This window comes from Niabella aurantiaca DSM 17617 (genome assembly GCF_000374125.1).
GTDB classification, from domain to species: Bacteria; Bacteroidota; Bacteroidia; order Chitinophagales; family Chitinophagaceae; genus Niabella; species Niabella aurantiaca.
The window spans coordinates 624,932-638,534 of sequence record NZ_KB893626.1 but is presented as its reverse complement, the minus strand read 5'-3'; the positions used below and the strand labels follow the sequence as shown (position 1 = coordinate 638,534).

At 47.6% G+C, this 13,603-nt stretch carries 15 protein-coding genes; 9 read left to right on the top strand and 6 right to left on the bottom strand.

From position 1 onward, the window contains the following. Positions 1-7: 7 nt before the first annotated feature. A complete protein-coding gene (locus B160_RS0107910) occupies positions 8-220 on the bottom strand; it encodes a hypothetical protein (RefSeq protein ID WP_018627361.1) in 213 nt (70 codons plus the stop codon). Between the two features lie 148 nt (positions 221-368). Here B160_RS0107910 and B160_RS0107905 point away from each other — a divergent pair, with 148 nt between their 5' ends. After that, the gene (locus B160_RS0107905; RefSeq protein WP_018627360.1) at positions 369-1,283 is read left to right on the top strand and encodes a DUF4382 domain-containing protein; all 915 of its coding nucleotides are present in this window, start codon (positions 369-371) and stop codon (positions 1,281-1,283) included. Between the two features lie 97 nt (positions 1,284-1,380). Here the strand turns inward: B160_RS0107905 and B160_RS0107900 are convergent, their stop codons facing one another. Continuing rightward, positions 1,381-1,848, bottom strand: a complete 468-nt coding sequence (locus B160_RS0107900) for a DinB family protein (RefSeq protein WP_018627359.1) — start codon at positions 1,846-1,848, stop codon at positions 1,381-1,383. Positions 1,849-1,997: 149 nt separating this feature from the next. Here B160_RS0107900 and B160_RS0107895 point away from each other — a divergent pair, with 149 nt between their 5' ends. Then, on the top strand, positions 1,998-3,734 hold the full coding sequence (locus B160_RS0107895) for an SGNH/GDSL hydrolase family protein (protein ID WP_018627358.1): 1,737 nt from the start codon (positions 1,998-2,000) through the stop codon (positions 3,732-3,734). A gap of 19 nt (positions 3,735-3,753) precedes the next feature. On the opposite strand, the gene B160_RS0107890 is transcribed toward B160_RS0107895, so the two are convergent. The 3 genes from B160_RS0107890 to rpsP all read right to left on the bottom strand — a co-directional run bounded on the left by B160_RS0107890 (position 3,754) and on the right by rpsP (position 6,549). Continuing rightward, positions 3,754-5,463: a hypothetical protein gene (locus B160_RS0107890; protein ID WP_018627357.1), complete on the bottom strand. Its 1,710-nt coding sequence runs from the start codon at positions 5,461-5,463 to the stop codon at positions 3,754-3,756. Between the two features lie 25 nt (positions 5,464-5,488). Beyond that, positions 5,489-6,013 carry a ribosome maturation factor RimM gene (locus B160_RS0107885; RefSeq protein ID WP_018627356.1) on the bottom strand — a complete coding sequence of 175 codons (525 nt, stop codon included), beginning with the start codon at positions 6,011-6,013 and terminating at the stop codon, positions 5,489-5,491. A gap of 74 nt (positions 6,014-6,087) precedes the next feature. Beyond that, positions 6,088-6,549 carry a 30S ribosomal protein S16 gene (gene rpsP / locus B160_RS32380; protein ID WP_018627355.1) on the bottom strand — a complete coding sequence of 154 codons (462 nt, stop codon included), beginning with the start codon at positions 6,547-6,549 and terminating at the stop codon, positions 6,088-6,090. Between the two features lie 454 nt (positions 6,550-7,003). Here rpsP and B160_RS30505 point away from each other — a divergent pair, with 454 nt between their 5' ends. From B160_RS30505 to darH, 7 genes are all read left to right on the top strand, one after another. Then, the gene (locus B160_RS30505) at positions 7,004-7,486 is read left to right on the top strand and encodes a hypothetical protein (RefSeq protein WP_018627353.1); all 483 of its coding nucleotides are present in this window, start codon (positions 7,004-7,006) and stop codon (positions 7,484-7,486) included. Between the two features lie 8 nt (positions 7,487-7,494). After that, positions 7,495-8,412, top strand: coding sequence for a hypothetical protein (locus tag B160_RS0107865; protein ID WP_018627352.1), 918 nt, complete (start codon positions 7,495-7,497; stop codon positions 8,410-8,412). Positions 8,413-8,525: 113 nt separating this feature from the next. Continuing rightward, positions 8,526-9,674, top strand: a complete 1,149-nt coding sequence (gene darB, locus B160_RS0107860) for a dialkylresorcinol biosynthesis protein DarB (protein WP_018627351.1) — start codon at positions 8,526-8,528, stop codon at positions 9,672-9,674. A gap of 229 nt (positions 9,675-9,903) precedes the next feature. Beyond that, entirely contained in the window at positions 9,904-10,143 is a 240-nt protein-coding gene (locus tag B160_RS0107855) for a hypothetical protein (protein ID WP_018627350.1), read from the top strand. Continuing rightward, entirely contained in the window at positions 10,140-10,442 is a 303-nt protein-coding gene (locus B160_RS28665) for a type II toxin-antitoxin system RelE/ParE family toxin (protein WP_018627349.1), read from the top strand. The genes B160_RS0107855 and B160_RS28665 overlap by 4 nt, the downstream gene beginning before the upstream one ends. An 82-nt stretch (positions 10,443-10,524) precedes the next feature. Next, positions 10,525-10,923 carry a flexirubin biosynthesis protein DarG gene (gene DarG / locus B160_RS0107845; RefSeq protein WP_018627348.1) on the top strand — a complete coding sequence of 133 codons (399 nt, stop codon included), beginning with the start codon at positions 10,525-10,527 and terminating at the stop codon, positions 10,921-10,923. 98 nt (positions 10,924-11,021) lie between these two features. Further along, entirely contained in the window at positions 11,022-12,053 is a 1,032-nt protein-coding gene (darH, locus tag B160_RS0107840) for a BtrH-related acyltransferase DarH (protein ID WP_018627347.1), read from the top strand. 179 nt (positions 12,054-12,232) lie between these two features. Here darH and B160_RS30500 read toward each other — a convergent pair whose 3' ends face one another. Then, positions 12,233-13,537, bottom strand: a complete 1,305-nt coding sequence (locus tag B160_RS30500) for a DUF3472 domain-containing protein (protein ID WP_018627346.1) — start codon at positions 13,535-13,537, stop codon at positions 12,233-12,235. Positions 13,538-13,603: the final 66 nt, after the last annotated feature.

Sequence of the window (13,603 nt, the reverse complement as noted above, 5' to 3'; positions counted from 1 at the left end):
ATGTTTGTTATTGATTGTTACGTGTCCCAGTGTTGTGAGGTTTTTTTTTACGCTTATCGTTACCCGGAGTACTAATGTTTTTTTCCAGCACCTCCCGACCCAGGTCTTGCCAAATCCTTACAAACTCGCTTTCATAATCGTAAAAATCCGTAAGTAGGTTCAAACGCTGGAGCTCATCATAACGCTTTTCTGCCGCGTCAAGGTATTCCTGTTTTGTCATATTTTATGGGTTTTATTCTTAAATTTAACCCATTCCCCAAAAATAACAGTGCGAAAATCTGAAATGCACCCAATGAAGGTTCATCTTTCCTTCATATTCTCTTTTTTCCTTTAGCGTCTCAAAAAATTAACACTTTAAATTTTCAAACATGCAAAAGATATTGCCAACGGTATTGCTTATTGCGGGTTGTATTGCTATCTCCTGCAACAAAAGCGCTGTAGAAAGCAGCAGCCGGCAAAAAAATGATCCGGAAAACAGTGCCCAGTTTACAGACCCATCAAAAAATTTGTCCATATACCTTACAGATGCTCCCACCAGGTTTGATGCCGTATATATAGACATTGCCGCTGTAGAAGCAAAGATAGACACGGGCATGCATCAAAACGATGATCATTTCGGCGATAGTGACCAGGATGAGGATAATGATTCAAAAACGCCGGCCGACTCTGCCCGGAACCATGACTCCTATGGCAAATGGGTAGCATTGAACTTCACCCCCGGCCTGTACGATGTGCTGGCGCTCAGGAACGGGCTTGATACCCTGCTTGCAAGCGGTACCGTAAATGGCACGGTAAGAAAGATCCGGATCACCCTGGGCGAAAAAAGCTACCTGGTAAAAGACAGCACCGAACGTCCCCTGACGGTGGTTACCACCCGGAAAAACAGCTATCTGTATGTGAATCTGCACCGGGATAACCGGCAGGAAGACAGCACAAAAGTGGCTGTATGGATCGACTTCGACCTGGGAAGATCCATCATTCGCAGAGGCAATCAATATTTCCTGTTGCCGGTGCTGAAACCCTTTTTTGACTCAAACTCTGCCCAGATCGAAGGTGTTGTAAAACCCGGGGCTGCGGCAGCGTTGATCAAAGCCTATAATGCTACTGATACCGCAACAGCGCTTCCCAACCGCAATGGGTACTTTAAAATCCGGGGATTGAAAGAGGGGACCTACAGTGTGCTTTTTGACGGTTCCAACGAATATAAAGATACCCTTGTAAATGATGTAGCCACGGTTAGAGGCAAGGCTACAACCTTACCGGAAATAACACTGGTACAATAACATACTTTTTTCAAAAAGAGGCGGCCTTCTGATTTGGTAAATGCAGAAGGCCGTTTCTTTTTTTGGAGTAGCCGGAACCCGCGTTTGCGGGGGATGCTCACCCGGCCGACCGCAGGTATTTTTTGATGATCACGATCTGTCCCAGGTGGTAATGCACATGCTCCACCTGCCCCTGGAAATTTTTGTACGCACTGGAATGCTCCGGCAATACAGGGGCCTCCAGTTTTGCTTCGTCAAAACCACGGATCACATCCGACAATTCCTGTGCCGACCGGAATAAGGTTGTTTTTATTTCTTCCCAAAGCTCCGGTGCCGGCTCAGAAATTTCAAATCCGTTATGCGCCGCTATTACCGGTTTAATGCCCCTTCCCCGCTCAGCCACTACCCTGTTCCAGTAAGCAATATGGTTTAACAGCGTGCCAATGGTGTTCTGGGAAAAAGGGACCGGTGCAAACGCTTCCCTCGAGTCAATGTCGGCGATGGTGCCGGCGATGGCAACATCGGTCCAGTTATTTCCCTGGTGCACGTCCATTAAATGTTGTGCAATGATCTCCGTTTTTTTCATAGCGCTTTTTTTATATCGATTGTTGGAAGAACCCGTTACAAGTTACTCAAACTTTTTAGTTTCGTCCGCCCGATTTATCTTTATGACCGGATACCATTAAAAAGAAATGGTACTCAGCTGTTTATTACCTGATATAATTTTTCTCTTAAATGAAACGATTACAAATTACGATTGCATTTTTCCTGGTTCTTTTTGTTTCCTCCCTGCACGCTCAAACCCGTTGGTACAACCCGCTTAAAGCAGATCGGCCCGTCATCCAGAACCAGGGCTGGACCGCCGAGATCGGCAAAACCTTTGCCCGCCTGCCGGAACGCGCCGAAAAAGAAGTGCGCAAAGCGGTATGGAACCTTTCAAAGGATGCTGCAGGCCTCAGCATTCATTTCTATACCAATGCCCCGGAGATCACCATACGGTATCATGTTAAAGGTCCGTTCGCCATGAATCATATGCCGGCCACGGGCGTATCGGGTGTAGATCTCTATGCCATTGATGAAAACGGGAAATGGAAGCGGGCCTGGGGCAATTATACGTTTTCCGATACCGTTCTTTACCGTTATAAGAATCTTTTCCCGGGCACCTTTCATAAAAAAGGGTTTGAATACCGGTTGTTCCTGCCCCTTTATAACAGTGTACAATGGATGGAAATAGGCGTTCCGGAAGATGCGTATTTTGAATTTATCCCGGTGCTCAAAGAAAAGCCGGTCATCGTTTACGGCACTTCCATCGCCCAGGGCGGATGCGCTTCCCGCCCCGCAATGGGCTGGACGAATATCCTGTCCCGCAAGCTCGATTACCCGGTGATCAACCTGGCGTTTTCGGGGAACGGACCATTTGAAAAAGCGCTGGTAGACCTGATCAATGAACAGGATGCAGCAGCCTACGTGTTTGACTGCCTCCCCAATATGGGCGCGCTTTCGCAGGAGGAAGTCTATGACCGGGTGATCTATGGGGTTACTGCTATCCGGAAAAAGCACCGGGAACCGATCCTGCTTACCGATCATATCGGGTATTTTAACGATCAGACGGATTCCACAAGAGCCGTGATCTGGAAACGCCTGAACGAAACCCAGTGGAAGGCGTACAACGCATTAAAAAAACAGGGCGTTAAAGACCTGTACTATCTTACCCGGGATTCGATGCGGTTCCCCGACGATGGTACGGTGGATTATGTACATCCCAACGACCTGGGCATGCAGGCCTATGCCGATGCTTATGAAAAAGTATTGCGCCCCATCCTGAAAATGCCGGTAGGCCCTGTCAGCACTACACAGCCCATAAGCCAGCGCAGGGAAGCAGGTGGGTATGAATGGAAAAAGCGGCACGAAGAAGAGCTGCAGTTGAATGAGGAACAGCCACCCGTGAATGTGATCATCGGCAATTCCATTACCCACTACTGGGCCGGAGCGCCCAAAGCACATATTGCCCGGGGCGAAAAAAGCTGGAATCAATACCTGAGCGATTTCCGGAACATGGGCTTTGGCTGGGACCGTATTGAAAATGTATTGTGGCGGATATACCATGGGGAACTGGATGGATTTGCCGCCAAGAACATCGTGCTCATGATCGGCACCAACAATATCGGGGGCAGTACCGACGAAGCAACGGTGGCGGGCATTGCCTTTTTGCTGCAACAGATCCGGCAGCGGCAGCCGCTGGCCAAAATAAAGCTGGTGGGCATTTTTCCGAGAAGGAATACGGAAGCAAGGATCGCCTCCCTGAATAAACAATTGCAGCAGGTTGCCCAAAAAGGATCCTTCCTGTTTGCCGATCCGGGGAAGAAGCTGTTGCTGCCTTCAGGAAAAATAAATGAATCGTTGTTTACAGATGGTCTGCACCCCAATGAAGCAGGATATTCAAAGCTGGCTCCTGGTATTGCGCCCCGGTAAGCCGTATCTAAATTTATAATTATAATCTGCCCGGGGTCTTTTGTTCTGAGGGGATGATCGCTATTTTAACCGGAAGATTGGTACGTTCACCATCAAAACGGACTACTTCGATCTTGTTCACAGGAACTCCGGTTCGATACACCAGCCTGCTTCCGGAACTGTCGGAGGCTTCTTTAATAAAGACATTCTGTACCGGTTGTTCCCCATTATACAGGTTTATTTTAAAGGGGTGGCTGTTATTATTGGGAACAACTACCTGCCTATGATCATTGCTGATGCTGAAATCTGCAGGAAGAGCAGCGATGCTGTATGTAGAGGTTTGTGCAGGCACCAATGAGAAATCGGCTGCGCAGATATAGGTTTTAATTTCCACACCCGGCCGGGGGATCTTCACCGCAACAATATTTTGGTTGTAAAAGGACGATAATCCCAAAGGAAGCAGGTCCCGGGCATTTTCGGTGTCTTTGATTTCTATGGTATCCCCTTTTCCCGTAACCGCATACACATTGCGGATATAGGGATAAAAAATAGTCTTTCGGAACGGGGAAAAATGATTTTGCTCCAGCATGTTCTCCGTCACCGGTACCGAAACGTAGATGCATACATTTTCTGAACGGTCCCTGTTGCGCACTTCAAAAGATCCCGCACGGATATGATCCAATACGTTCTGCGCATTGATTTCCGGGATCTTCCCGTATACGACCCTGAGTGGCTTAAAGCCATCGCCTTCCCCGCCGGGCAGCACAGGAAATTGCCCCAGCCTGATCTCTTCTATTTTACCCTTCGAAGACCGGATCAGCCCTTCTACCTTTTGAAGCTTCCCGGCAACAGCAACCGTCATGATATACATCGGGATGAAAAAATGGTCAGGATCCGTATCCGGCTCCCGGTAGTTGCTCCTAACGAGCAGGTAGTCGCTGGCCATATCACTGTAAGGCATATCATGATTCCGGTACCACAGGTAATGCCTGAAATCCTCCTCTTTGCAGTTTGTTAATAACGCAGCCCCGCTTTTATTGGTCCCCTTTATCTGCAGCCGGGAGTTATCAAAATGAATGGCGCTGTCGGATTGCCACCGGCTCAGGTAGCCCTGGACCGAAATATTGTAGCCATCCGCCGGAAACGGGTAGTAATACCCCGGAGTTAAAGAATCCACTTTTTTCTTCTCCAGCTTCCGGCCACTTTTATCGATCATATCATAAGTATAGTTATAATCCCACACCGCTGTTTCATCCACTACAAGCAGGGTGGCTACATTGTTGGACATATGCAGCAAGGTAATCTTCATACTGTCTTTATGGATGGTTTTACCCGTTTCAGAGCTATCAAAAGAAAACGTATGTACCGATTCCGGAACAAGTATTTTTCCGTTAACCTCCACGGCACTGTCTCCCAAACGGTTCAGGTAAAAAACAGCAGGATAAGGAAGCGTTTCCTGCATACGGGCTTCATCCCACCCCAAAAAACGCAAGCCTTCTTCAGGATCATTTATAAATTTTATTTGTTGCCGCAGCTTTTCAGCACATTCCTTTATTGAAAACGTCTTATCGTCAAATGCTGTTTCGGGTAGGGTATAATCATTCAGATACAGGTTGGTGTAAAACTGCGTACCCGAATACCGGTCTTCCAGCTTTGCAAAATCCAGGAAAACTTTTTGTTCCTCAGATAATTCATTTTTACAGGATACCAAAAATAATGCCCATAAGATAAGCGTACAGGTTGTTTTCATATATAGTTATTTCGATTAGAATTACTCAGCCTCCCAGGTATACCTCCAGCAGACCATCCGGCAATTTTACGGTAATGTTCTTATATTGATGATCTACCTTTTTCAGACTTTCTTCATGCAGGGGGATCAGTACTTCTTTTCCGCGAACCGTGAGGCGGCAGAGCACCTGATGGGGTTGTTCAATAATTTCCTGTATAATGCCCAGCACCTGCCTGCCATCTTTTACCGTATAGCCCAAAAGACTGATGGGGGCCGTTTTACTGGCATAGCGTTTAAAATCGGCCCCGACGAACCAAACTTCTTTCCGGAGCAGGGGTTTGGCGGCTTCCGGCGTTTGAATTTCTTCCAGCTTCAGGTAGGCCTCTGTTTCGCTCTTTGTTCTTGCGCCCTCAACAAACCAGGGCAAAAAGTTTCCTCCGGTATCCTTAATAAATATTTTCTTCAGGCCATCAAATGCGGTATCGCCCAGCGCATGTTGCAGGATCACTTCTCCTTTGAGGCCATAAACCCCTGCGATCTTTCCGATACTGATATAGTCTTCCTGTTTCACGTTTACATCCGGTTATACAATAAATAAAAAGCGGCCCGGAGCCGCTTTTTATTTTAAGAATCATTTTTCTACTATTATTCGCCGTTACCTTCAGCGTTTGCGTTTGCTTCAGGAGCAGCGGCTCTACGCGGAGTAACGCTGGCCACCCTGCGTTTTGCTTTTCTTTCCTCAATCGCTTTTGCAGTACGTTTTTTGATTTGCTCATCATGCTCTGCACTCCAGGCGGTGAATTTCTGCATCGCAGCAGCCTCATCAAACAGGCCCAGTTTTACACCACGCAACAGGTGCTTGAGGTACAACACACCCTTAAAGCTCAGGATACGACGAACGGTATCGGTAGGAGTAGCTCCTTTATTCAGCCATTCCAATGCTTTCTGACGATCCAGCTCAATTGTAGCAGGGATGGTCAGCGGATTGTACGTACCTAATTTTTGAATGAATTTACCATCACGAGGGCTTCTTGCGTCTGCCACTACGATAAAGTAGAAGGGTCTCTTCTTTGACCCATGTCTTTGCAATCTAATCTTAGCTGCCATTTTAAATAGAAATTTAAGGCTTTAAATAATAAAATTTTAATCCCCCATACACCTCATATGGGGCACCAAAAGTAATTCATTTTTGAATAATAATGGTCATATTTTAACAGGTTTTAAAAAAATGACCGATTTTAAGATTTTCTTATAAGAAAGACAGGCAGTTCATTAAAGAATTTGAAAACGGCCACCCCAAATGGCGACGAATACTGAAATCGTTCCCGCAAATGTGCAACGCGGAGGAACTATTTTTACAGGTAAAAATCGGTATAAAGACCAATGTTTTCCATACCACCCCGCCGGGCTTTTAACAATTAAAAAAAATAAGCCAACCAACGGCCGTTTCTTTAATTTCATCCTTAAAAGGACAACAAAAGAGAAAGTACCGGGCGGTGAATGAAATCGTACAAAACCCACCGATACTCTCAATAATCCGTTACCTTTGCAAACTTTATTTATGACGAAGCGGTTTTTAACATTTATTGGAACGATCGGGTTGTGGCTACTGACTATCAGTACCGTTACAGCACAATCAAAATCAGCGTTTTACAGCGTACTGGCCGGCAGCTCCGTAAAGAACATTGATACGCAGATCCGCCAGGTAAACAGCTATACCAACGCCACAGAGGCCCGCGCCTACATCGGCGCACTGGAGATGCGAAAAGCAGGGTTGGTTACCGTTCCCGCCAAAAAGCTTTCGATCTTCAAACAGGGGCATAAAAAGCTGGAGGCAGCCATAGCGGCCCATCCAAAAAATGCGGAATTCCGTTTCCTGCGCCTGATGATCCAGGAAAATGCTCCCCGGTCGCTGGGATATTCTAAAAACATTGCGGAAGACAGCAAAATGATCCGTGACCAGTTGGCATCCCTGCCTTCCGTTACACAGCAAAGCGTGAAAAACTACAGCAAGAAATCAAAATCACTGTCGGGCCTTTTATAATTTCAGGTATGAGCAAGCATGTATTAGCGGTTTATTTTACACAATCCGGGCAAACAAAGCAGATCCTTGATTCCTTTTTAAAACCGCTGCTTGCGGACGGCGCTTTGGTCGATTTTTTGCAGGTACAAACCCAACACCAGTTTCCCTTTCCCTGGAGTATTCCCGTGTTCTTTGATACTGTTCCGGAATCCGTGGACGTGATCCCCACAGCGCTGAAGCCCTGGTCCGTATCCCGGGAACAGTACGACCTGGTGATCCTGGCCTGGCAGCCCTGGAACCTGTCGCCCAGCATCCCCATCAGCTCCATTTTACAGGATGCAGCATTTAAGGCGCTTATCAAAAACACCCCACTGGTTACCATTTGTGGCTGCCGCAATATGTGGATCAACGCCCAGGAAAAGAACAAGAAACTGCTTCGCGAAGCCGGCGCACAGCTGGTAGGCAATATTGCCCTGTTTGACCGGCACCCCAACCACCTCAGCTATGTGACCATTTTTCACTGGTTGGGCACGGGCAGAAAAGACCGCAAATGGGGTATCTTTCCCCGGCCAGGCGTGGCCCGGAAAGACATTGCCAATGCTTCCGTTTTTGGCGCAACGGTAAACCGGTTCCTGCAATCCGGTAGTTGGGAGGGCCTGCAGCCGGAGCTGGTAAAACAAAAGGCGGTGGAGGTCAAATACTCCCTGATGTATATTGAGCGCAAAGCCGGAAAAATATTCAAAAAATGGGTGGCTATCATTCGCAAACACCCGCAAAACAGAAAAAAAATACTTGTTGCCTATAAATATTATCTTGCGGTAGCATTACTGATCGCTTCTCCTATTATTTTATTAGTAGATTTGATCCTGGTGCGCCCGTTCAGCCAAAAGAAGATCCGGCGGCAAATGGACTATTATGCGGGTGTGGAATGGAGGGAAAAGATCTGACCGCTCATTAGTTCAAAAGAAGCACTGTAGCCGAAGGGTGCGATCCCGCATTTTAGCGGGAAAAAGCCCGATTCTGAGGCAGGGATATAAAAAATAAATGATTAGAAAACATTATGAATTTGAACGACGTTTATATTAACCGTACCGCTCATTACTTCCCCAACAACCCGGTATCCAACGATGAAATGGAGGAATACCTGGGCTACATTAATGGAAAACCATCCAAATCCAGACGAATTGTTTTGAGAAACAATGCCATTACCAACCGTTATTATGCGCTGGAAAAAGGCGGAAAGATCACCCATACCAACGCCCAGCTAACGGCGGAGGCCATTAAGGAATTGTTTAAACAGGACGCAGCGGGCATGAAACAGGTAGATGTGCTTTCCTGCGGCACTTCGTCGCCGGACCAGATGATGCCTTCCCATGCCGTGATGGTGCATGGCTGGCTGCCGGAGCTGGGTTCCATTGAAGTCGTATCGCCCGCAGGGGTATGCTGCGCAGGCATGCATGCGTTGAAATATGCCTATATGTCGGTAAAGACCGGGGATGCAGCCACGGCTGTTGCCACCGGCTCCGAGCGGTTCTCGGCCTCCCTGGTAGCCAACCAGTTTGAAGATGAAGTGCATAAACTGGAAGCGCTCGAAGAAAATCCTTATATCAGCTTCGACAAGGAATTTTTACGCTGGATGCTGTCGGATGGTGCTTCTGCGTTCTTAATTTCCAATAAGAAGAATGAAGAAGGATTGAGCCTGAAGATCGAGTGGATGGAAGGCATTTCCTATGCCGACTATATGGAGGCCTGCATGTATATGGGCGCGGAAAAGCAGGAGGATGGCCACCTGAAAAGCTTCCTGGAATTTAACCACGAGGAGCTGAACGAAAAATCCGTCCTGAGCATTAAGCAGGATGTAAAACTACTGAGCCCGAATATTGTGCCGCTGGGCGGAAAGATCCTGCCGGAGCTGTTTGAGCGCCGCGGGCTGAACCCGGACGATATTACCTGGTACCTGCCGCATATGAGCAGCAACTTCTTTAAAGATAAAATATACGAAGAGCACCTGAAGCTGGGCCATCACATTCCTTATGAAAAATGGTTTGTGAACCTGAGCAAAGTGGGCAATGTGGGCGCCGCCTCGGTCTATTTTATGGTAGACGAGCTGTTTAACAGCGGTCAGCTGAAAAAAGGCGACAAAGTGTTCCTGCTGGTGCCGGAAAGCTCAAGGTTCAGCTATATGTATGCCCTGCTGACGGCGGTGTAGAGTGGTGAATGGTCAATGGTCAATTGTTAAAGTGAAAAACGAAAGATTTTTTCACTTTTTTTATTTCAATATGTAAAAACCGCGAGAATCTCGCAGAATCTCGCGGTTTTTACATAGGCTATTCAGAAATAGTCCCGGCTGATACCGGAATCTGAATAGTAAAAAAGGAAGGCCATCAGGGGAATACGGTTTCCGCAAAATTCTTAACTTCGTAAGAAAGCAATTTATAATGACAACAGCAATAAAGCGCGAAAAACTGGTGGAGTATATCCAGCAGGCCGATGACAAAAAGGTACAGGCGTTATACGCTGTTTTAGAAGATTCTATTGAGGAAGAGGACAAAGGCTGGTGGTGGAAGGATGACAATTTTGTTACTGAAATAAACAGGCGCTCCGCTGGTTTAAAAAAGGGAACAACAAAGACACTCACCTGGGATGCCGTTAAGAGAAAATCGAACCCGGCAAAATGAGTTTTACGCTCCATTTTATTGAAGAAGCCGAAGAAGAGTACCTCAGCTGCCGTTGGCGGTACGAGCAGCAACAAAAAGGTCTTGGGGCACGTTTTGAGGCAAAAATAGAACTCACTTTAACAAAAATCGCCCAAAATCCCAAGGCATATAAATATGGCATGGGGCCGTTCCGGGAAGCAGGAGTAGCAACATTTCCATTCATCATCGTATATGAAATAGATGAGCAACATAAAACGATTACTGTTCTGTCTGTTTTTCACACAAAACGCAATCCCAAAAACAAATACAAAAAAAGCTGAGCAGTATTACCGGACGATGCAGGGAGTGACACAACGAAGCAGATAGCAGTACTGCGGCCGGAATCATAAAAAAAATAAAACGGTGAAAAAAGAAGAAATCCCGCAGGACAATGGCGCGCTTGGCAAGATAGCCAAAGAGGTTACCTATGTGGTAGACGAGAACGGCAATTACTCCACCGGACAAAGCACCGGCTGGGAGGTAAAAACCGAGGCGCTGAACGTGGCCTGGCATGATGTGGAGGCGAAGATCGAAGCAGCCAAACAAAAAGTGTTGCATGGCGAGGCCAGTCCCCTCCTGTATTTTATGGAAAAGAAGATCATGGATCTCAACATCCTGGCATCCTATACCGGCTACTGGAAATGGACCATCAAAAAGCACCTCAAACCCTCCGGCTTTCAAAAGCTTTCCGCAGATAAGCTAAAAAAATATGCGGAGCTCTTTGAAATAAGCGTAGAAGAATTAAAGAATCCGTTTTCATAAAGCAGGGAACAGCAAGCGGCGGGCAGGAGTATCATTTAATATTGCCTGTTCACGTCTCACTATAAACCATTCTCTTCTCATACATATAAACAACAAACTTGGAACTTCAACATACAAACTTCAAACATCTCCAGGCAGCGCATTGCGAAAACGGCGTTACCACCGCACTATTGCGTCATTACGGCATTACAAAAATTACAGAGCCCCTGGCTTTTGGCATGGGATCGGGGTTATTTTATATACAGCTGCCATTTATGAAAGTGAATGGCGGGCCGGCGATCTCTTTCCGCACCATGCCGGGGCTTATTTTCAAAAGAACCTGCACGGCACTGGGTGTTCCTGTGACAAGAAAAAAATTCAGCTCACATGAAAAAGCCATGCAGGAGCTGGACGAACGCATACTTGCGGGTAAACCTACCGCCTGCCAGGTAGGTGTTTTCTACCTGACCTACTTTCCAAAAGAATACCGTTTTCATTTCAATGCGCATAATTTAATTGTTGTAGATAAAAAGGGGGATGATTACTACATCAGTGATCCCATTATGGAAGGGCTGGTCACCATGACCAGCTATGAGCTGGAGCGGGTACGCTTTGCCAAAGGCGCTTTTGCACCGCGCGGGCAGCTCTATTACCCGGGCGATCATTTGCAGGAACCATCAGACGAACAAATGAAACTGGGTATTATCAAGGGCATCAAACGCAACTGCCGGGATATGCTGCACATCCCCGGTTCCTTTGGCGGCGTGAGCGGCATTGCCTATACCGGCCGGAAGATCAAAAAATGGAAAACCAAACTGGGCGATGAAAAAGCCCGCAGCTACCTGGCCCAGCTGGTGCGCATGCAGGAAGAGATCGGCACCGGCGGCGGCGGCTTCCGGTTTATTTACGGAGCTTTTCTGCAACAGGCCCATCCGTACCTGAAAGTTGATGAGCTGTTCGAGCGCTCCAAACAATTTACGGCCACCGGCGATAAATGGCGGGATGCCGCCATCCAGGCATCCGGCATCTATAAGGGCCGGCTCAATACCCAGGCCGATTATAATGATATGGGCGACCGGCTGATCGAAATATCCGCACTGGAAAAACAGGCTTTTCAGCAGCTGAAGACGCTGATCGGGAAGGTGAAATAATACAAGGGGGTGTTTTCCTCCACGCCGCCAGTTGCCAACGACAGATTACGTTGCGTATTAACGACCAATTATCCTTCCGTCTTGCCGGGCGAAGCCGATGCATCCCTGTGGATACGTAACCACCCGACGATCGATCACAATTCGAAATCTGCGCGCTCCCGTTCAAATCGCCAGGTATGTCATCTTTGAATGCTCTGCCGGCCCTCGTTTTTCAGCGCTTCCGCTACCCGTGCCTCAAACTTTTTAAGATCCAGGGATGGGGGTGTTTTTAAAGCCGGCATCTCGTTCTTCGTTTTTACGGTTGGAGTATAACCGCCCGCAGCCATATAAAAACGATCGGGGTATTTTGGAGACACGCCCTGCTCATAGTCTACCCGCTGTCCCGTTTTTCCATCGGTGTTTGAGAAACGGACCTTATTAAAATTAATCCATTTTCCGGTAGCCTGTTCTACGCCCCAGGCGTTGTAATAATAGGCCTCCCGGCGCAGCTGGCCATTGGTGTACCCGTAATTTTCAATAAAGGAATAAAAGCCATCGAAAAAGCGCTTTTCATGAGGCGCCCGCCAGGAAGCGATATAGTTCCAGCCTTCGCCTGCCACCTGGTACCATGCAGAAAGCACTACAGAATTATTTTCCTGCGGCAGTACATTCATCAGAAACTGAACCGGCTTACCCGTTTTCCAGTTGGCACTTTTTACATAGGATTGCCCGCCCGTACCTTCGCCCCCAAACGAATTCACTGTAGTAGCCGGCCCCCTATCCACCAGGCTTACAAAATCGGCTTTAGTGATCGTTGAATCCTTTTCGGCATCCTTACTGTCCCAAACAGAAAACAACACTCTCCGCTCGGTTGGTGTATTCGTTTGTATGCCCAGGTATCCCCGGTAAAACCCCAGCGACATGTAATACGTGTACAGGGGATCTTCTCCCTCCGGAACCAGGATCTCCTGGTACAGCCAGTTGTAGGATTTTGTAGTGGGCTCCGTGCTGCTGAACGACAGGTGTACAGAAGGGGTAGACTGGTAGTTGATAAAATTGACCCAGCCATCCGGTGTAGCTGTCCGGAACAATAATGTAGAAATGGTAATCGCCCCTTCCGGATCTGTTACCGGGGTGAGCGTATATTTATAATAGCCTTCGGCAGGAATTGCAACGTTTATTCCGTAGAGCGTATCTTTTTCGCCGGTTCCCTTAAAAACAAGATCACGGCTTACCGGCTTTAACCCCAGTTGCGGATAGGTGCCTTTCACATCCAGCCGAAAGCGCAGTTTTTTGCCCGCAGTAACCTGGTTGTCAAAATACAGATCGTAATTCCCCGGCTTTTGGTAAACCACCCATGCCACGCGTTTATCCTTATTCCGCCACCGGCGGATGCTTCCCCGGCTCTCAGGGTATCCCACAGGGATGGATACGCCCGGGTCTCCCGGCGCAAAAGGTTCCGCATAGGCTTTATTGGCAGGCACGGCAAACTGCTTCTTTTCCATTTCCGGGCGAGACGGTTGAGCCTGCAACACCGGCAGTGAAAAAAGAAGGCAACCCAAAAGCAGGAC